This window comes from Maribacter spongiicola, from assembly GCF_004364165.1.
In the GTDB taxonomy this organism is placed as follows: Bacteria; Bacteroidota; Bacteroidia; order Flavobacteriales; family Flavobacteriaceae; genus Maribacter; species Maribacter spongiicola.
In genome coordinates, this window is record NZ_SOAY01000010.1 from 461,098 (window position 1) to 481,477 (window position 20,380).

The following is a 20,380-nucleotide window of genomic DNA, read 5'->3' on the forward strand; positions in this document are numbered from 1 at the left end:
CGTTTACGGTCACTGTCTGGGGAATATCCCAGTTTGCGTTGGTAAATGTTAGGGAAGTGGGTGTTGTAACGGCTTCGGCTGTGTTGTTTGAAGCGATATCTATAACAACGTCACTTACAGGTTGTGCATTTAAAACAACTGTAAAACTATCTGAATTATTAGGTTCAGAAGTTGTCACAATAATTGTTGAAAGTGTAAACCCAGGTATTTCATTGTCTAGAATTTGTACTGTGGCTGTTGATGCTGTTGTACCTAATTGGTAAAAAGGTAATACACCAGTTCTAGTAACCGTTAAGATTACATCCTCAGTAAGCTCTGTAAGTTCGTCATCTTCTGGAAATATGAAAATTGACTGTGCATTGACACCCGTCAGCAATACTTGTTCTAGATTTTGATAATCATCTGTTTCTACTGCAGAACCTGTAATTGCGTATTCTATAAAGAGATCTTGATAAAAATCATTTGGCACCAAATTTCCTTGACCATCGGTCAGTTCAAAAATAAACTCGGCAGTATCAATTGTTGCTGATTCGCTTGCGATACCATCAACCACTCTTATTCTTGGTACATAATCGTCGTCAATAATTTCATATTGTAATTGACTGCTAGTTCCTACAGCAGTTATATCTCCTGTAAAGTCAGTAATTCCTAGTACTAGGTTTTCATTACCTTCATAAATAGCATCATCAATGATTTCGAATGGATCATTATCATCTATGAATCCAGATAGAAAAATAGGGTTGCTAAAGCCATCATAATTTCCTAGTGGTATATCTATTGTTACTTGGCCATTAGTGCCAAGAGAAAAATCTGCATTTGTGTTTGGACTTGCTATGGCATCACCGGAAATAAAGGAAACTGTTACTGTAGTATTGCTTGTTATAGTACCATTAACTAAAAGCCCAACAAATTGCTGATCTGTTTGCTCACTTTCTACTCCTATTATATCATCATCTAAAAACTCTACGGTTATGGGATTACAAGAAACCTCATTATAACTTGAAGAATTATCTTTATTCCAAGTGCCTGTAGGATTAGTAACACTAATGGTTTGACCTTCTGCAAAAGCCACATCATCTACTAGAATACAGTTTAGGCCAGGATTTCCATTAAATTCAACAAATTCCAATAAATTATTGAATCCATTTTTGATATTTACGGATGTAAGAGCTCCATTGTCACTATTTATACTTGTTAAGTTCGAATTTTGAGATACATCTAGAGTAGTAATTTGAGATTCATAGGTGCTAATTGATTCTAAGGCGGATAATGATGTAACATCTATTTGGGTAAGTGGATTTATCGCAAGACTTAAATAAGTAAGGTTAGGTGTACCGTTTAAGTCAATAGTTGAAATCTGATTGTCTGCCAATTCTAAGGTGGTAATAGAGTTTTTGCCGGCCAAATCAATTTCAGAGAATAAATTACCTCTAGTTACTATAGCCAAGTCATTAATTAAGTTATTTTGTGAGATATCTATAGAGGGTACATTAGGCGCATTAATAATAGTAAGAGTTTCTAATAGTAAATTGCCGCTAAAATTTACCTCCTGTACGATAGCGGCTTGGTTATTTATTAATGAAAAGCTGGTAATATTTGAAAAAGCTTGTAATCCTTCGAAATTAGAAACGTCAAAACCTGATAAGTCTAATAATAAGGCATCTGTTGCATCAGAAGTTAGAATACGATTATCTGCAATTTGCTCATTGTCAATATTTTGGGCAATTAGGTAAGCTTCAAAGTTATCATCAGGTATTGACGTGTAAATACACGGGCCAGCACTAACAATTTCAGCTTGTGTTGGGTTTTGGGCGTTGCCAGTTATGGTCATAGGCTCCGAACTAAGTCCAAATGCTCCACAAAAACTAGTTAGTTTAGAATTGTTAATTAAATCAGAGACTCCATTTCCTATTTCGTTGGTAAAACCACTTAATGGTGCTAAACTTCTTATTTTTAAATTGTTGGAAATACTAAGAGTTTGTACTACAGGACTGAAATTTTGCAAACCATTCAAACTAGTCAAATTATCATTCGATTCAATGACAAAAACGTTTATAAAACCATTACCATTCAATCCTCTCAACCCTGAAAAATCTGTAAGAGCATCATTATTTTGTATTACAAAAAAATCTCTTGTACTTACTAAATTATGAAGGCCTTCAAGCGAAGCAAGGACAGGATTATTTTCGATAATTAGCCCATCAATTTGTGTAAGATTTTGAAATGCCGAAAGGTCATTTAGATTTTGATTGTCCGCTAAAATTAAGCTTATGTCATAGTCATTATTAAATGACCCTATCTCATTTAAATTATTTAAGCCGGATAAATTGCTTAGGTTTATATTGTTACCAATGATTAGACCTCCAGAGATAGTCTGCCAGGATGTTAGTGATGTTAAATCTACAATATCATCTCCTCCTATTGAAACCTGTCCATCAATTTCAATATAATTATATGCGCCAAATTCTTCCACTTCTTGTTGGGTAGAAAGAAAGATATCACCACAATAATAATTGGTTCTATAGGAATACAGCTCTTGACCAATAGCGGAATTTTCATCATTTGCTGAAAAATAAAATTTGTTGTTAAATTCAATACCGGTAAGCGGATTAAAATCAGATGTTGAATTATTAACAGGTTCGCGGATAGTGTTGAAATCCCCACATTCAAAGAATTTAGAAGGAAAAAAAGAAATATTGTCGAATGTAGAGGACTGTAAAAGTTGATTATTAAAACTGCCTAATATTTTCTTTAAATCGTAAGTTGCACCATAGAGATTGTTAGAGGTAAAATCAGAATTCCATGAAGCTAACCCACCTGACCCACCACTATACATATAATCATTGAAATCATACAACCCGGCTTCTGGATTATACGCAAATGACCCTATTGTGTTATTTTCTTTATTTAAAATGTTAAAGGATTTTAGGTCATAATCCACGAAAGCAAAGTCATAATAGCAGACATAATTACTAAAACTTGTTAAACTACTTACATAATAATCAGATATTAAAATATTATCAACTTCTGAGTTTATTTGAATACCATCAAAAGAATAAATGGCTAAGGTAGAGTTGGTGTCATTGCCTATAAAGTAAATCTTTCCATCAGACCCTAATGTAAAATCTCTAGGCTCTAAATTAAGTCCTACGGGAAAACCTACAGGATTTGGAATTTGTTGAGCATTAGTGCCGTCATATGAAATTAAATTTGCAGATCTGAAGTTGTTTACATCAGGATTATCTATTTCGCCACTAAAATATAGTTGATTTCCATATGCGAAGAGTTCTTTTCCCCAAATCGTTGTATTTGATAACAATCCACCCGCTGGACTGCTATTTAATCCGTAAAGACTTCCAAAATCTCGGCCAAATGGATCGCCAAGAATAACGTATTCTGCCCCTTGAAAACTTTCTAGGCCATAAGCATCAACACCGGAAGTAAATTCAAGTATATTCTCTTGTTGGTCCATTCTATGTGCACCAACAAAGCCATTTTCATTATCAGCGATAAACCAAAGAAAATCCTCAGCAACTAAAAATTCTCTAGGGTTACTGTTTGCTATTCCTGGGTTTATATCTGAAACAAAACTAACTTCATCCTGTGCATAACCATAAAGTATGGTGACAAGAAAGAATAAAATAGATAATTTCTTTTTCATATTTAAATATTTAAACAACAGCGTTCTAAACCGTTATTTTTTATAATATCATCAACGTCTTCTACCCACGTGATGGGTTACAATACGTAGCGCAGCAAAGAAGTTAATATTTTTTGGTTCTTTTAAAAATAGGTTAGACAAAATACTGCCTGAGCCTAACATGATGGGCCCAACCCTAATACCTGTGCCAATGGCCGTGCCCCCTAAAGGGCTAAAGCTAACAGGTAAAAATGCCGCAATATTTTTCCTTTCAAACCTTGGGGTTATAGTTAAATGGTTAATTCTATTATTATTAAACGAATCTTCCTTTTCAACCATAGTTTGGTTGTATTCAATGTTTAAATAAAGATCTCTATAGGCCTTATAATCAATATTAAATTGTAAAGAGGTGGGTAATGCTACTGTTAAATCTCCTTCTCTTGTAACACCATTACTTTCGAAGTCTTGTGATAGAATCTCATTTAGGTTTCTATTGGCAAAATTACCAACAAGAATACTTCCATTCAAATCTGTATATTCTGTTCTACCTTGATCTTTATAAGTTATCTGGCCATAATCAAGTAGTGAAACTCCTATTCTAACCTTGTATTTACTTCTTTCCCTTTCTCCTTCATAGGCAGCCATAGAACGTGCGGCATCTGTTCTAAATTCATAGACAAAACCAACATCAAAGGCGCCATTGATACCAAAACTGTTTATATTTAATTTTGGAGGCTCACCATTTTCAAAAGTTGTTACGTAGGATAGGTTTCCTTCAAGTTCAATTTGTTCTAGTTGGGCATTATACCTGCCATTCAATTGCGTAGACTCGCTTTGGGCACTTCCACCACCTAATAAATATTTGATAGTAGCTCCTACTTTAAAAAAGTGATTGCCTTCATTTAATAGTACTCGAGCATATGAAAACCCTATTTCTCCCCACATATGAACAGAAGTATCTAAATTAGTTAAGGAAAAAGTGTAATCATTTTCAAAATTCTTTTGTAGCGTATTTTCAAATAATTGCCCATTGACACCATTATAATTACGGTATCTTCTAAATCTGGTGAAAAAACCAACACTATTTAAGTTATCAATAATATATAAAACAGAAGGGCCTAGATAATCTTCATTTGCTAATATTTCATTTTGATTAGCGGTATTTCTTGGTATGCCATTTTCAAAGTTGAAATCATTTAAAAAGCTTAAAACGTTTTTTTGATTGAGCGAGATATAGTCTGTACTACCGGTAAAATTTCCTGAAAATAGATTAATGTCCATTTTAATACGCGAATCTGCACTATTTGCAGGATTCGTTATTAAACCTATGGTGCCATTAAAATTATCTCCAGAAAAACCAGGAAAAGATTGTGCCCAAGTGGAGTACAACCAACATTGGGTAATTAAAAGGAAGAATAATTTTATTTTCATCTTATACATTTTCCATAGCCGTTCAAAAAATATGAACAATAGCTACTAAAGAACCGTTGGGGGAAACGTATTAGGTAGATAAGGAAGGGGCAATATAAAAAATTATAAAGTACTTAAAATTAAATAGTTGAATTTTTTAATTCATAGTGCTTTGAAATATGAAAGATATTCTAATATACCTCTTTAGTTAGCAAGATTTAGTCTTGTGACAAAAATATTAGATTAACGGTACAATTTTTCATTATACTTAATTTCATTTCATTTTGGTCTAAATAGTTATTCCCCCTTCAAAGCTCTTTTATGATACACAAGAATTTTTACACCAACGTAAAAGTTAGCAGCATTTGCTTTTTTTGATAAGTTAGAAAATAAGGTGCCAGAGCCTAAAAATAGAGGTCCAATACGCAAGCCAAGGCCTAGATTTGTTTTGCTCAAGCTGCTATGAGATATAGGAAGGTAGGCACCAAAAACCCTAGTTTCAAATCTTGGTGTTAAGGTGATTAAGTTTAAGCGGTTATTATTAAAGAAGTTATCCTTAGAGACCAAACCTTGGTTCAAGTCGAGATTAATATAAAATTTATTGTGAATATTGTAGTCAATATTTAAACGCATAGATGTCGGTAAGGAAATTTTTATGTCTGCCGTAGTTGTAGTTTCGGTACTGTTATTATCAAGCTCCTCAATAAAATCATCTTCTAGGTCTCGCGCATCTAAATTGGCATTAATGGTATAATCTGTAATGGCTGAATTTTTGTAGTTAATGCTACCTATATCTAATATTGATAGACCAATTTTTAATTTATATTGATTAAAAGCTCTTGGGTTGTTGGCATTTGAAGAAGCTAAGGTTTCATTGGTCCTATATTCATATACGAAACCTATATCGGTTCCAAAACCGGGTGACAATTCATTAAAGTAACTATCAGAATCTTCATCATCATAACTTATAGCATATGAAAAATCACCATTTAAGGAAACCTGATCGTTGTTGTTGGTGTAGTTTCCTGATAAGGAATTTGAACTTCCTTGCAAAGCACCGCCACCAATTAGATATTTTAAGATGACACCTCCTTTAAATAGATTTTTTGAATCTTCAAATAAAACACGACCGTAAGAAAGGCCAATCTCTGCCCAAGCATGGGTGGTAAAATCTAAGTTCTCTTGTTCAAAATTAAAATCATCCACAGGAAAACCGTCGTAGATGGATTGGAACAATTCTCCATTTATATTATTAAAATTACTGGCTAGCCGTACTCTTGTAATTAAAGCAAAGCTGCTCCTTTCATTCAAGGAAAACATAAAGGAAGGACCCAAAATATCAAGATTGGCTAAAATTTCATTGCTATTTGATGGATTTTTATCTAATTCATCAAAACCTCCATCACCTAAGATGTTACTTATATTATCTAAAGTAAGGTAGGTATAATCTGTTGCTAACAAACCACTTGCTGAAAACAAGTTAATGTCCACTTTGGTTCTAGAATCTGCTAGTGCACCTGGGTTATAAAGTACTCCATGTAGACCATTGCAATTATCTGTATTATAGCCTATATAAGATTGAGAAAATGATATGTATGCTGAAAATAGTAGTATGATTAGAATAGAATTTTTCATGATTAATTTAATTTTAAATTTGCTGTAAAATGCAAGAAATCAAATCTATTGGTTAATCCTAGAGTAGAGTATACCCTTTGGAGGGTATATTTTATTATAAAAAAAGCCCAAGCCATATATTTATGATTCATGGGCTTATGCAAAAATGTAATTTTCTTAGTCGCTCTTTAATCTTATTTTAAAGAGCGAATAAAAATTATAGTATGTATTAAAAAGATTAAGATAGAAAATAAGTGACTTATTGCGTAAATGGTTTGGTTGAACCCTATAAGCCTTTGTTTAAAAGTCATATTTTTTCTCTAGGGCATAGCGTAACAATTCTCCCTTACCCTTGATACCTAATATACGAATCATATTTTTACGATGTGTGTCAACCGTATGAATGCCTATGAATAATTCTTCGCCAATTTCACGAGAAGTTTTACCTTGAGCAATGAGTGCTAAAATTTCCTTTTGGCGTTTGGTCAATACTCCTTTTTTAGATTTTTTACTTTCTTTACCCAAGCGGCTTGCATTAATATTACTATCAAAATAAGTTTTTCCTTCGGCAACAGTCAAAATTGCTTTTAAAACCTCATTAAGTGATGTATTTTTTAAAATATAACCAGAAGCACCCGCATCTAACATTTGCATTACGGCTTCATCTTGGTCAAACATGCTAAAAGCTAATACGTTAATATGCGGATACTCCTTCTTTATAAGTCTAGTCGCTTGAATACCATCCATTTTTGGCATGCGTATATCAGTTACAATAACGTTTGGTTCTTTTTTTTGTACAATTTTTAATAGTTCCTCACCATCATTTGCTGTACCAACAATTTCTATTTCCTCTTCATATTTTAAAAGAAGTTCCAGCCCATCTATTAAGGACTGATGATCTTCTGCTATGGCTAATCGTATCATATGGGTATGTCAATAATGATTGTAGAACCCTTACCTGGTTCAGATTCTATATGTAAAGTACCGTCTAAATGGGTTATTCTTTTATCAATGCTTTTAAGCCCCATGCCGTTTGATGCGGCTATTACTATATTAGATTCAAAACCAATACCATTATCTTCAATTAATATGTTTAGTGAGTCACCATGATTGGTTAAATGGATGTTTACTTTTGTTGCTTTAGCATGTTTAATAGTATTCGTGATGAGTTCTTGTATAATTCTAAAAAGGGTCAATTGTAAACTATTCTCTAATCGGTTATCAAGACCAAAATCTTTAACTTGAATTGAAATAGCATTCGCAACAGATACTTTTTCAGCCATTTGTTCTATAGCCTTTAAAAGGCCCTGTTTTGCAATAACTCCAGAATTTTTTGCATGTGCAATCGTTCTTATCTTATGATATGCCTCATCAAGTAAATTATTGGTTTTTTCATACATGTCATCTTTGTCATCTTTGACTTTAGAATGTAATGAGTTAAAGTGCAATTTAACAGTTGCCATCAGCCCACCCAAATCATCATGTAAATCATTGGCAATACGTTGCCGTTCTTTTTCTTGACCTTCGATCATGGCGTCGATAGTACTAAGTTCTTGTTCTTTTAATAGTGTAGTAACTTTTTGCTCCTGCAACCTTTTTTGTTGTTCTGCTAATAACTGTTTGCGCTTCGTATTGCTATAAACCAAAAAAGCAATGGCCGTACCCAATATTAAAAGCACCACTAAAAAAGTTGCCCAATTTCGATTTTTTCGACTTTGGGCATCAAGTTCTAGTTTGTCTAGTTTTAGTTTATCGGTTTGGTTTTGAACGGTTAATATGGAAGACTCTAGAGTATTGTTTTTATAACCTAATTGGTATTCTATATCTATAGATTTTCTTAAATAATGATAGGCAGAGTCATTGACACCCTCTTTTTTAAAGATTAAAGAATTTAAACGACTGATGTAGAATGAATCTCTTAGCTTTCTAGCAAGTTTTTGCGAGACTTTTAAATATCTTTTGGCTTTTTCCAAGTCGTTCTTCTGGTAATTAATGGCCGCTAACTGCCAAGCATTTACAACTCTCAAATATTGTAGGTCAGAATTCTGAGCAGCTAAACTGTCTGCCTTTAAGAAAAAATCTTCTGCTTTCTCGTTATCTTCCTCAATCTTATAATACATTCCTTTTTCATAATAATATCTAGTAAATAAATTATGAGATTTAGGAAATTTCGCAAATATTGAATCTAGTTTTTCTATGTAGTTATAGTACTGGGCATCTATATCATTTATGTCGTCATCCGCTTTTGTGAAAAATACCAGATTGTACAATATTATTAGGGCTTCATCAGTCTTGTCAGATTTTAGTTCTATAAATCGTTCTAAGTAAGATTCATATTGTTTGCTTCCGATAAAAATTTCAGAACCAAATAAATCTAATAAAGCAATTAAGGATGCTTTTATTAAATTGGGTTTGCCAATAATTTCACTCAATTTAAGGGCATCAGAAAAATTGTTATATGCCTTTAAACTATTTCGTTTGGATGCATATGCGTTTTGATACCCTAGAATCAATAGTTTTACAAATCGAAGCTCATTTGCATCATTTGCATCAAGTGAAACAAAATTTATACTTGTTCTATCAGATAAAATATCGGCCAAGTTTATGAGGCCGATTTTTAATTCTTCATCCTCAAATTTAGCAGCTACTTTCTTTGCTTCTTCAAAATCTTGATATTTTGTTAAGTAAAAAAACGTTTCTAATTCTATGGTGTTTGACCAAACATTAAAAACAACAAAAAAAAGAAAGAGGCTAATTACTTTACTCATTTATTAGAACATGACTTTGTTAAAACTATGAAAGCATCTTTTTCCTGGTAATGTAGAAGCGATTTCATTCATATATGTTTGTGGGTTTTCTTTTTCTTGATCATAATCTTCTTTTCTTACTATATGTCGCCCATCCTTATAGAAAAATTCAAAATCAAAAGCCTTCCTATTATCAGGTTCACAACTTACACGACCGTCTGAATCAAAAATCACATTACCTGCACTGTCTTTTTTAGGAAACATAGGGTTTAGGTATCTTTCTGAATGTAAATAACTGCCATTTTCAAAATGAATGTTTTTCAAAGTGGTTTCATTTAATGTATATGTATTGGTATCGCTTAGGGCACGTGTATATATTTTAAAAGTAAGTCCGTTTTTCATTCTACTTTCAGCTACAACAATTGAATCAATGCCAATGAAATAGGTGGGTTTATAATTGACAATTTCAAATTCTACATTTTTAAGGGTTTTGTAATTTGATCCTAAAGAGGACTCTCCCATTTTAATAGAAGCATAGATGCCGTAATTTGTTTGATAGTTTTGACCTGCCATTAATAATTGCTTGCGATTGTCATTAAAATCTATTGTGGAGCTATATTCTTCTAGTCCGTCCACTCTTTTTACAATCATTTTGACGGCATCATCTACAACGCCCATTTTTCTGTCTTGAGCATTTATGAAGAGTGTTGAAAATGAAAAGCAAAGGGCAATTACATAAGGGGTAATGTTTTTTAAAATGTTCATTATTTTGTGTGTTTTGGTCATAATCTCAAATTTCGCGTAAATTATTGCATTAAAAAATACCCTTTAACGGGTAATCTAAAAGTAAGAATAATTGAGGGAAAACTGTAAAAGTCAAGATTTTACTCAATAGAAGGTCTTACAATTTTCATATTCTTAAGCCCCAAAATATTTTAGTAGTTTTTGCTATTTTAGAAAGTAGAGGAGCGATGAATCTACCTTAAACCAACATTAAAAATCCCAATTTTAAGCCAAAACTGATAGCGGTTTTGTCAAGCTAATTATACGAAATTGGTCAATATTCACTATGGTCTTTGCTCTTAATTCATAAGGTATCTGTAATAAGATTGAGATTATTATTTATATAAATCGATTCTCTTTTATCAATTTATAATTCAAATCACAATTTGTTTAATAATGTATTTGACTATGGAATGGCAGGTGCTGCATGGGCAACTACAATCAGTTATTTTCTTTGTTTTAGCTATATCTTATATTTTTTTCTGTCTAAAAATTCTGAATTAAAACTGAATGCCCAGTATTTCAGTATCGACTTTTCGATTATAAAAGAAATTAGCTCGCTAGGTATAGTGACACTATCTCGCCAAGCAGTGGTAAGTGTCATTTATCTGTTGATGAACAATATTCTTTTTGATTTAGGAGGTGAGGCTATGGTAGCTGTTTACGCTATAATAGGCAGAATGTTGATGTTCGCTCTTTTTCCGGTATTCGGCGTTACGCAAGGCTTCTTGCCAATTGCAGGTTTTAATTACGGTGCCCAAAAATATGATAGGGTAAAAGAGTCTATATATACCGCTATAAAATATGCCGCAATTTTGGCGACGATCGTTTTCGCGGGACTCATGATTTTCCCTGCAGAAATAGCGGGACTCTTTTTAAGTAACAAACCAGATATGACTGCGCTAGAACTTGCTACGAATGCCTTTGTTATGCAAAATACTCCGTCAGCCATGCGCTGGGTATTTGCCGCTACACCGATTATTGCACTTCAGCTTATAGGTGCTGCTTACTTTCAGGCAATTGGTAAGGCTGTACCAGCTTTGCTATTAACATTATGTCGACAAGGCTTTTTCTTTATTCCTTTAATTTTAATACTACCTAATTATCTTGGCGAATTAGGGGTGTGGATTTCCTTTCCCATTGCAGATGTACTTGCAACTATTGTTACTGGGTATTACTTGAGAAAAGAGATCAATAAAAATTTGGTTTAATCTTTCTAAAAAAAAACAAACCTCAAAAAACATTTTCCGTAAGTAGCTTTAGAAACACTAAAGAATACTGTTATGAATTTTATCTTATCACAATTAATTGCCGTTGCTATATTTCTATTAGCATGGAAACTTAAAGAATTGATAAACAATCAAAACACCTATGTAAAGCTACTTAAGGAAAATGCTGTTAAAGTATCTAAGGTTAAATATTAATTAGCTGGTTGTGCATGTAATAACTCCATTCCGGTAGATGACCTTGGCTTAAAACCTGTCCAGTCTTTTTCATTTGAATTTTCTTGTACATCTAAAAATTGAGCGTTGTCTTGGTTTTTAAGATGCTTGCCTATAAATGCAGTTACAAAGTGCTGATTTATGTTGTTTATTTTACGTTGATCCCATGATGGCTCTGCATATCTATAGTATTCATCTATATGTAAACCTGGTGCTAATGCTTCTGCTGGTGGTGGGTTAGGGGCTACATTATGTCTTGCGTTTTGGTACGTTAGTATATATCTATCTGCATTTACTGCACCTTCGTATATTGCTTTAATACCTTTTTCATAGCCTGAAATATCATCTTGGCTTCCGGCAATGAAGAAAGTGGGAGTTTTTAATCCTTTTAAGCCTTCAGCATCCCAAACACCACGTTCCATCCCCCATGGGGCAAAAGCTACGATGGCCTTAATTCTAGCATCAGCTAATTTTTCATATTCTGCATTACCTGCTGTATTTACCGAAATTGCAGTACTACCACCTGTCATACCTGTAAAGAACTGCCCTAAACCTGCGCTATATCCGGCTCCGCCAACATTTAATACTCCGTAGCCTCCCATAGAATACCCTATAATTGCGGTGTTGTTAGCATCTACTAATCCTTCGATTTTATTCTTAGAACCTTTGGCGCCTAATTTTTCCATTTCATTGATAACAAAACGAATATCTTTTGGTCTGTTCAGAAGTGTGCTTTGAAACGCGTTGGCATCTTTAAAAGTAGAATCTGTATGGTCGATTGCCGCAACAATGTATCCCTTAGACGCTAAATTCTCTGTTAAGTAGGTCATTAAATATCTAGAACCTACATAACCGTGAGACACAACTACTAAAGGAAATTTCTTGCCTTTCAATGCTTCTGCACCTCTATAGGCTCTTCCTTTAAAAGTAAATGGTGTTAATGGCCTAAGTGAATCTCCTCTTGTACCCATTACTTCGTCATAAACTACCGTTTTTGCATCAGCACTTAAACTTGCAGGATACCAAACCTCAATAGTAATTGGTCTGTCGTAAGTTGGATCTTTGCCTTCTTTTGAGTTTAAAATATCAACTTGATTTGGGTTCACTAGGTTTACGGTTTGTACGCCAACTTTATATTCGCCTCTAGCACTTAATTCAGGTGCATCGGGCATTTGGTCTCCGTATAAAAAATCTTGGGTTTGGGCATTTACAGTATTAATTGTCAATCCGTTAAAAAGAAAGGCAATTAACGATGCCGAAAATAAAAGCGTTCTAAATTTCATAATTGTTAGTTTGTTGGCTTAAATATATGAATACTTTAAATAATTAGCACTTTCTGTTTAATATGTTGAATAAGTATTTTCTCTTAGGATACTGCTCTTGCTTGTTCTTTAATACATAGAATTATCGACCACTAATGAGAATTAAATATTGAAATGTATAACTGATTCTGAATTTGATAATTATGCTTGTTTAGAAATGCTAATAAAATCTTAAAATCAACATTTACACAACAAAATGTTTAATTTTAGTGAAGACTAACATCAAACTATCAAAATGAAAAAGCATCTTACCAATGCTGGCATTCTTATGCTGGTATTTTTTCTATTGCCATTAGCGTTACTTTCTCAAAGAAGAAGTAAATCTCAAAGTACAACACCAACCTACCCAGAAGAATTATACTCTAGTTTAGAATATCGTTCCATAGGTCCTTATCGTGGTGGGCGTTCTGCTGCTGTTACTGGTGTACCCGGTGAACCTAATTTATTTTACTTCGGCGCAGCTGGTGGCGGAGTCTGGAAAACACTAGATGGCGGACGTACTTGGGATAATATATCTGATGGATATTTCGGAGGAAGTATTGGTGCCGTGGAGGTTGCTAAAAGCGACCCGAATGTTATCTACGTTGGTGGTGGTGAAAAGACATTAAGAGGTAATGTGTCTTCTGGTTACGGAGTTTGGAAAACCGAAGATGGTGGTAAAACATGGATTTCTGCCGGATTGAAGAATAGTAGGCATGTACCAAGACTTCGCGTACATCCTACAGATTATAATACGGTTTACGCTGCCGTACTTGGTGATATTTATAAGCCAACGAAAGACCGTGGTATTTATAAAAGTACAGACGGTGGTAAGAATTGGAAGCAGGTTTTGTTTGTAAATGAACAAGCAGGTGCTGTTGATTTAACTTTTGACCCTAACAATCCAAGAATTTTATATGCTTCTACATGGCATGCACAACGTACGCCTTACAGCTTAATTAGTGGTGGCGACGGTTCTGCACTTTGGAAGAGTATGGACAGCGGTGAAACTTGGACAGAGATTTCGAAAAATGAAGGTTTCCCTAAAGATACTTTAGGTATTATAGGCGTAGCTGTGTCACCTAAAAACTCTGAAAAGGTTTGGGCAATCGTTGAAAATAAAGAAAAAGGTGGTTTATACCGCTCAGAAGATGGTGGTAAAACATGGTCTGTTGTAAACGAGGAACGTAAAATTCGCCAACGTGCTTGGTATTACACTAGAGTATATGCCGATACACAAGATGAAGATATAGTTTATGTGCTGAACGTAAATTATCATAAGTCTACCGATGGCGGTAAGTCATTCAATACCTTCAACGCCCCACATGGTGATCATCATGATTTATGGATTTCGCCTGAAGATTCGCAACGTATGATCATTGGCGATGATGGTGGTGCCCAAATTTCTTATGATGGTGGCGAAACTTGGAGTACCTACTACAATCAACCTACAGCACAATTTTATAGAGTAACTACAGACAACTCTTTCCCGTACAGAATTTATGTAGCTCAACAAGATAATTCTACATTACGTATTGATCACAGAAGTGATGAAAATAGTATTGGTGATGGTAATTGGGAAGAAACTGCCGGTGGTGAATCTGCTTGGATAGCCGTTGACCCTAAAGACAACGATATAGTATATGGTGGTAGTTATGACGGATTCTTAACTAGAGTAAATCATAAAACAGGTACTGTAAGAGGTATAAATGTTTGGCCAGACAACCCAATGGGTGCTGGTGCAGAAGCAATGAAATATCGTTTTCAATGGAATTTCCCTATTCTGTTCAGTAGACATAATCCGAAGAAATTATACACTTTTTCTAACTACGTGCATGTTACCGAAAATGAAGGACAAAGCTGGGAGGTTTTAAGTGGAGATTTGACTAGAAACGACCCAACAAAATTAGGTTCTAGTGGCGGACCAATTACGCAAGATAATACGAGTGTTGAATATTACTGTACCATTTTTACGGCAAATGAGAGTCCGTTGAAAGAGGGCATTCTTTGGGTAGGTAGTGATGACGGATTAATTCATGTTTCTAAAGATTCTGGTGCTACTTGGGATAATGTTACGCCTGCAAATATGCCAGAATGGAATATGATAAACAGTATCGAGCCTTCTAATTTTGATGAGGGTACATGTTATGTAGCCGCTACTAGATATAAGTTAGGTGATTTTCAACCATACTTATATAAAACGACTGATTACGGTAAAACGTGGACAAAAATAACGAACGGTATTCCTTCAGAACATTTTACAAGGGTAGTTCGTGAAGATCCTAAAAAGAAAGGTTTATTATACGCAGGTACAGAAACAGGTATGTATGTTTCTTTTAACGACGGTGCTAGTTGGTCTCCTTTTCAAATGAACTTACCAATTGTACCTATTACCGATTTAACGATTAAAGATGATAATTTAATTGTAGCTACACAAGGTCGTAGTCTGTGGATTATTGATGATTTAACGGTGCTTCATCAATTAGATGACAGTAAAAAGAACGCGAATACTGTTTTGTTCAAACCAAAAGATTCTTACCGCACAAAAGGTAGGGCTTCTAAAAAACCTTCTAAAACTTCAGGACAGAATTTAGAGAACGGTGTAATTACTCATTTTCTAATGAAAAACTATTCTGAGAAAGACACGGTTCAGTTGACGTATACGAGCATGGCTGGCGATACATTGGCTAACTACAGTTCTGCGGCTAAGAAAAAAGATAAAAAGTTAGAGGTTAAAAAAGGCGGGAATACTTTCGTCTGGGATACACGCGGTAAAGGGGCTGAAAAACTAGAAGGAATGATTTTCTGGTGGGCAAGTTTAGACGGTGCAAAAGCAGTACCTGGTGATTATAAAGTTCATTTAAATGTGAACGGAACAAATAGTAGCAAAACGTTCACCATTTTACCAGACCCAAGAGCAGAAAGTTCTGTAGCTGAAATGCAAGAGCAGTTCGATTTTATTACTGATATCAATACAACCATTGAACATGCGCATCAATCTATTAAGAAGATTAGAAACGTAACTGCGCAACTGAATTCGTTTACTGAACAGTATAAAGATGATGACAGAACCAAAGATTTGGTAGAAAAGGCAAAAGCCATGAAAGACAAACTTGGTGAAGTAGAAAAAGCATTGTACCAAACTCAGAACAGAAGTGGTCAAGATCCTTTGAATTTCCCTATTAAATTGACGAATAAATTGGGTCATTTAAATAGTTTGGTTTCTATAGGTGATTTCCCGCCTACGGAGCAAGATGTTGCTGTAAAGAACGAATTGACAGCTAAGATCAATAAAGAGCTTCAAATATTTGATAGCGTAATATCATCAGAGCTTCAAGAATTTAATAAAGGTTTTAATGAGTTGAATTTGAATTACTTGTTCATTGATGAAAGTAAGTAAAGTGCAATACAGTTATTTTGAGTGAATTTTTGAAATATGAAAAAATTAGTATCGAGAATCCTTTTGTGTTCCAAATAGTTCTCGATACAATTTTTCTTTACGTTTTACTCCAAGAAAAACCACTCGAACTGACCATTTAAACACCAAAACAACAACCAAACAAACTATAATGAAAAAACAACTACTCTTTTTTATGGCGGTACTGGCAACCACCATAACTTTTGCGCAGACAGCGAACGATTATTTTGAACCTTTAAAATTTAGAAATATTGGTCCGTTTAGAGGTGGGCGTTCTGTAACTGCTACGGGGGTTATCGGTGACCCTATGACCTACTATATGGGTACAACCGGTGGCGGAGTTTGGAAAACAGAATCTGCAGGGCAACGCTGGGAGAATATTTCTGATGGCTTTTTTGAATTAGGATCGGTTGGTGCTGTTTCGGTATCGGCATCGAATCCGAATATTGTTTATGTGGGTATGGGCGAACATGCGCCACGTGGGGTTATGACATCTTACGGAGACGGAGTATATAAATCTACAGATGCTGGTAAAACATGGAAGAAAATGGGACTTGAAAAAACCCAACATATTTCACGAATTATCATCCATCCTACAAATCCTGATATTGTCTATGTTGCGGCACAAGGGGCTCTTTTTGAAGGGAATGCTGAACGCGGAATCTACAAATCGGTAGATGGTGGTAAGACTTGGAAAAACACACTGTTTGTAAACAATCTTACCGGAGCTTCTGAACTTTCTATGGATGCTAGCTATCCTGAAATAATGTATGCTGCCATGTGGGAACATCAACGTAAACCGAATATGGTAGTCAGTGGGGGTGAAGGTAGTGGACTATATAAGTCTACCGATGCCGGAGAAACTTGGAAAAAGATACATAAAGGACTACCTGAAGAAAAAGGGAAAATGGCCATAGCTGTTAGTGCTTCGAATTCCAACAAAGTCTATGCTTTGATAGAAAGTGATTCCGATGCCGATAAAGGTGGCTTATTCGTTTCTAACGATGCAGGCGGATCTTGGACAATGGTTAGTGGAGATAACCGATTAGTGCAACGTGCGTGGTATTATATTGAGGTTTTCGTAGATCCTAATGATGAGGATACCGTTTATGTTTTAAGTGCACCAGCACTACGTTCTGAAGATGGCGGTAAAACATGGGAAAATGTTGAGGTTGCCCATGGCGATACGCACGATTTATGGATTAACCCTGCAAATTCTAAAAACATGATTTTGGCAGATGATGGTGGCGCATCTGTTTCTTTTGATTATGGTAATACATGGTCAACACAAAGTAACATGCCTACTGCACAATTTTACCGTATTAGTGTAGATAATCTGTTTCCTTATAATATTTATGGAGGTCAGCAAGATAATAGGTCAGTTAAAATCGCTAGCCTTTCTGCAGGTAGCGGTAGTATTACCTCTAGGGACTGGACAGATTCTGCTGGTGGCGAAAGTGCCTTTTTAGCCTTTGATCCCGATAACCCAAGGTATGTAATGGGAGGTCAATATTTGGGTACGGTTGAGGTAATGGATATGGAGTCTAAGGCAGCAACTCAGATTATGCAGGCGCCAATTCAATATTTAGGTCGCCAGGCTAGAGATATGAGGTATTTGTTTAACTGGAATGCACCAATTATTGCTTCTACACATGAATTGGGCACCTTTTATCACGGAGCGCAATATGTATTTAGAACTCGTGATATGGGTCTTACTTGGGATAAAATATCTGATGATCTTACCCGAGATATCGATGCAAAACAAGGCAATGGTGGTGGACCATATACGAACGAAGCTGTGGGTGCTGAAAACTACGGTACACTGGCTTATATTTTAGAATCTCCGCATGAAAAAGGATATATCTGGACCGGTAGTGATGACGGATTGGTACACTTGACCAAAAACGGAGGCGAAACTTGGGAAAATGTAACCCCTAAAGGATTAAAAGAATGCTTGATTAATGCCATAGAAGTTTCTCCGCATGACCCTGCAACGGCTTACATTGCTACAACAAGATATAAGTTCAATGACTACACGCCTGGTTTTTACAAAACAACCGACTACGGTAAAACTTGGACGGCTATAAACTCCGGTATTCCATATGGTGCTTTTACGCGTGTAGTGCGTGAAGATAAATTTAAGAAAGACCTATTATATGCAGGAACGGAAAAAGGAATCTATGCATCTTGGAACGGTGGTAAATCTTGGGAGCCTTTTCAATTGAATTTACCGAAAACACCTATTACAGATTTAAAAATGCATAAAGGCGATATGGTGGTTGCTACTTCTGGTCGTTCTTTTTGGATTCTTGATGATGTGGTTGCTCTTGGGCAGTATCAGCCTTCTAAAACGGGACTCCAAATTCTAAAACCAAAAGATGCTTATAATGGTTCATGGGGTAGCCCACTGAGTGGTAATTCTGATAAATTTACCGGTAGCGATACTTTTGAGGGTATTAACCCTGCTAACGGGGTGGTGTTATATTATGAGCTCCCAAAATTAGCAGATAGTACGGCTATAACTTTAGAAGTTTCTGATGCTAAAGGAAAGGTGATCAGAACCATTAGTTCAGAAAAAGACCCCACATACAAACCACATAATGGTGGTAGTGCGCCACCAGCACCAGTGTTGAGTAAGAAGACAGGGTTGAACCGCTTTGTATGGGATTTGAAAAATGCGATAATGCCAGGTATACCGGGTGTTTATATTGAAGCAGGTTTCAGCGGACATAAAGTATCTCCTGGTACATATACTTTTAAATTAAATGTTGATGGGCAAACAGTTTCTACTACAGGTACAATTAATGAAGTGCCTACCTATGAAACAAAACCTGGTCAGTACGAAGAATATGATGCTTTTATGACGACTGCAGAAGCAGAGTTAACCGAAATGCACAATATGATCAATCAATTATATACCGCTCAAAACGATTTAACCGAAGTGTTGAAAAAGGTGACCGATCCTAACGTGAAAGCTGCTGGTGGGAAGTTACTTGCAGATATGAAAGCGTGGGATGGTGATATGGTACAGCGTAAGTCTCAAGCGTATGATGATGTAGAGAATTTTCCGAATAAGTTTTCTGCCGAGTACATATTTATGATTAATCAGACGAATAGTGGTATTCCAAGATTGAACAAGGCTAGCAAAGATCGTAAGGCTGAATTAGACGCGCAATGGACCGGTTTAAAAGCCAAAGGAAAGCAATTTATCAACACTGCTATACCTGCTTATAATAAAACGTTATGGGAAGCGGGAGTTGGTGCGATAAGATTATAAGAAAAGTTCTGTCCGCTTTTGCTAACTTTGGGCTAAGTTTAAGATTAGAGTTTAGAAAATAGAAAATAGAACTGAGAGTTTAGTTTTGTGCTTGAATTTGAGCTTGAATTTGAGCTTGAACTTGAGTTTGTCTCTTGAACTTGAATTTTGCACTTAAACTTGAGTTTGTTTTTATAAGCCTATGACAGAATATTACAATTATATAAAATCCCTGCATCTCATCTTCGTAATAACGTGGTTTGCAGGGCTTTTTTATATTCCTAGATTATTCATTTACCATATAGAAGCGAACCAAAAATCATCACCTGATAAAGAAATTCTTTCTAAGCAATTGAAATTGATGACCAAACGGTTGTGGTATATTATCACTTGGCCATCGGCTGTATTGGCAGTGTTATTTGCCATTTGGTTGCTTGTTATTTACCCTGGTTGGCTTACCCAACCGTGGATGCATATAAAACTAGGTTTCGTATTGTTACTGATTTTGTATCACCTTAAAAATCATCAAATATTCAAGAAGTTTCAAAAAGATGATATTCAATACACCTCTAAATTCATGCGTATATGGAATGAAGGTGCTACGCTGATTCTATTTGCTATTGTGTTTTTAGTGATTTTGAAAAGCTCCTTTAATTGGATTTTCGGAGTGGTAGGTATTATAGTTTTAGGTATACTTTTAATGCTGGGGATAAAACTATATAAGAGAATTCGAAATAAAAATCCGGAAGCATAACTACTTGAAAATTAA

The 20,380-nt window shown here is 35.1% G+C and carries 11 protein-coding genes and 1 pseudogene; 5 read left to right on the forward strand and 7 right to left on the reverse strand.

Annotated elements, in window-relative coordinates:
- From CLV90_RS02660 to CLV90_RS02685, 6 genes are all read right to left on the reverse strand, one after another.
- A partial coding sequence (locus tag CLV90_RS02660; RefSeq protein WP_166638523.1) for a receptor L domain-containing protein occupies window positions 1–3,661 on the reverse strand: 3,661 nt, incomplete at its 3' end.
- 51 nt (window positions 3,662–3,712) lie between these two features.
- A complete protein-coding gene (locus CLV90_RS02665) occupies window positions 3,713–5,071 on the reverse strand; it encodes a DUF5723 family protein (RefSeq protein WP_133685972.1) in 1,359 nt (452 codons plus the stop codon).
- 276 nt (window positions 5,072–5,347) lie between these two features.
- On the reverse strand, window positions 5,348–6,685 hold the full coding sequence (locus tag CLV90_RS02670) for a DUF5723 family protein (protein ID WP_133685973.1): 1,338 nt from the start codon (window positions 6,683–6,685) through the stop codon (window positions 5,348–5,350).
- Window positions 6,686–6,964: 279 nt separating this feature from the next.
- Window positions 6,965–7,588, reverse strand: a complete 624-nt coding sequence (locus CLV90_RS02675; RefSeq protein WP_133685974.1) for a response regulator — start codon at window positions 7,586–7,588, stop codon at window positions 6,965–6,967.
- Window positions 7,585–9,432 carry an ATP-binding protein gene (locus CLV90_RS02680; RefSeq protein WP_133685975.1) on the reverse strand — a complete coding sequence of 616 codons (1,848 nt, stop codon included), beginning with the start codon at window positions 9,430–9,432 and terminating at the stop codon, window positions 7,585–7,587. Before CLV90_RS02680 ends, CLV90_RS02675 begins: the two co-directional genes overlap by 4 nt.
- Window positions 9,433–9,435: 3 nt before the next feature.
- Window positions 9,436–10,176: a hypothetical protein gene (locus tag CLV90_RS02685; protein WP_133685976.1), complete on the reverse strand. Its 741-nt coding sequence runs from the start codon at window positions 10,174–10,176 to the stop codon at window positions 9,436–9,438.
- Between the two features lie 404 nt (window positions 10,177–10,580).
- On the opposite strand from CLV90_RS02685, the pseudogene CLV90_RS02690 reads away from it, so the two are divergent.
- Together CLV90_RS02690 and CLV90_RS19175 are read left to right on the forward strand one after the other, a co-directional pair.
- Window positions 10,581–11,405 (forward strand): annotated as a pseudogene (locus CLV90_RS02690) (MATE family efflux transporter); the annotation flags it as partial.
- 72 nt (window positions 11,406–11,477) lie between these two features.
- Complete coding sequence (locus CLV90_RS19175) at window positions 11,478–11,618, forward strand: hypothetical protein (protein WP_166638524.1); 141 nt, start codon at window positions 11,478–11,480, stop codon at window positions 11,616–11,618.
- On the opposite strand, the gene CLV90_RS02695 is transcribed toward CLV90_RS19175, so the two are convergent.
- On the reverse strand, window positions 11,615–12,919 hold the full coding sequence (locus tag CLV90_RS02695; protein ID WP_133685977.1) for an alpha/beta hydrolase family protein: 1,305 nt from the start codon (window positions 12,917–12,919) through the stop codon (window positions 11,615–11,617). The two genes, CLV90_RS19175 and CLV90_RS02695, sit on opposite strands and share 4 nt — an antisense overlap.
- A gap of 274 nt (window positions 12,920–13,193) precedes the next feature.
- Between CLV90_RS02695 and CLV90_RS02700 the strand changes: the two genes are divergently transcribed.
- The 3 genes from CLV90_RS02700 (at window position 13,194) to CLV90_RS02710 (ending at window position 20,365) form a co-directional block, all read left to right on the forward strand.
- Window positions 13,194–16,337, forward strand: coding sequence for a WD40/YVTN/BNR-like repeat-containing protein (locus tag CLV90_RS02700; RefSeq protein WP_407943368.1), 3,144 nt, complete (start codon window positions 13,194–13,196; stop codon window positions 16,335–16,337).
- A 169-nt stretch (window positions 16,338–16,506) separates the two neighbouring features.
- Window positions 16,507–19,632, forward strand: coding sequence for a VPS10 domain-containing protein (locus CLV90_RS02705; protein ID WP_133685978.1), 3,126 nt, complete (start codon window positions 16,507–16,509; stop codon window positions 19,630–19,632).
- A gap of 181 nt (window positions 19,633–19,813) precedes the next feature.
- Window positions 19,814–20,365, forward strand: coding sequence for a CopD family protein (locus CLV90_RS02710; RefSeq protein WP_133685979.1), 552 nt, complete (start codon window positions 19,814–19,816; stop codon window positions 20,363–20,365).
- The last annotated feature ends 15 nt before the right edge of the window (window positions 20,366–20,380 follow it).

What these genes read in the sequence shown, in the direction of transcription:
- CLV90_RS02665 (WP_133685972.1), bottom strand. Translation starts at nt 5,071, where the DNA reads ATGAAAATAAAATTATTCTTCCTTTTAATTACCCAATGTTGGTTGTAC.
- CLV90_RS02670 (WP_133685973.1), bottom strand. Translation starts at nt 6,685, where the DNA reads ATGAAAAATTCTATTCTAATCATACTACTATTTTCAGCATACATATCA.
- CLV90_RS02675 (WP_133685974.1), bottom strand. Translation starts at nt 7,588, where the DNA reads ATGATACGATTAGCCATAGCAGAAGATCATCAGTCCTTAATAGATGGG.
- CLV90_RS02680 (WP_133685975.1), bottom strand. Translation starts at nt 9,432, where the DNA reads ATGAGTAAAGTAATTAGCCTCTTTCTTTTTTTTGTTGTTTTTAATGTT.
- CLV90_RS02685 (WP_133685976.1), bottom strand. Translation starts at nt 10,176, where the DNA reads ATGAACATTTTAAAAAACATTACCCCTTATGTAATTGCCCTTTGCTTT.
- CLV90_RS19175 (WP_166638524.1), top strand. Translation starts at nt 11,478, where the DNA reads ATGAATTTTATCTTATCACAATTAATTGCCGTTGCTATATTTCTATTA.
- CLV90_RS02695 (WP_133685977.1), bottom strand. Translation starts at nt 12,919, where the DNA reads ATGAAATTTAGAACGCTTTTATTTTCGGCATCGTTAATTGCCTTTCTT.
- CLV90_RS02700 (WP_407943368.1), top strand. Translation starts at nt 13,194, where the DNA reads ATGAAAAAGCATCTTACCAATGCTGGCATTCTTATGCTGGTATTTTTT.
- CLV90_RS02705 (WP_133685978.1), top strand. Translation starts at nt 16,507, where the DNA reads ATGAAAAAACAACTACTCTTTTTTATGGCGGTACTGGCAACCACCATA.
- CLV90_RS02710 (WP_133685979.1), top strand. Translation starts at nt 19,814, where the DNA reads ATGACAGAATATTACAATTATATAAAATCCCTGCATCTCATCTTCGTA.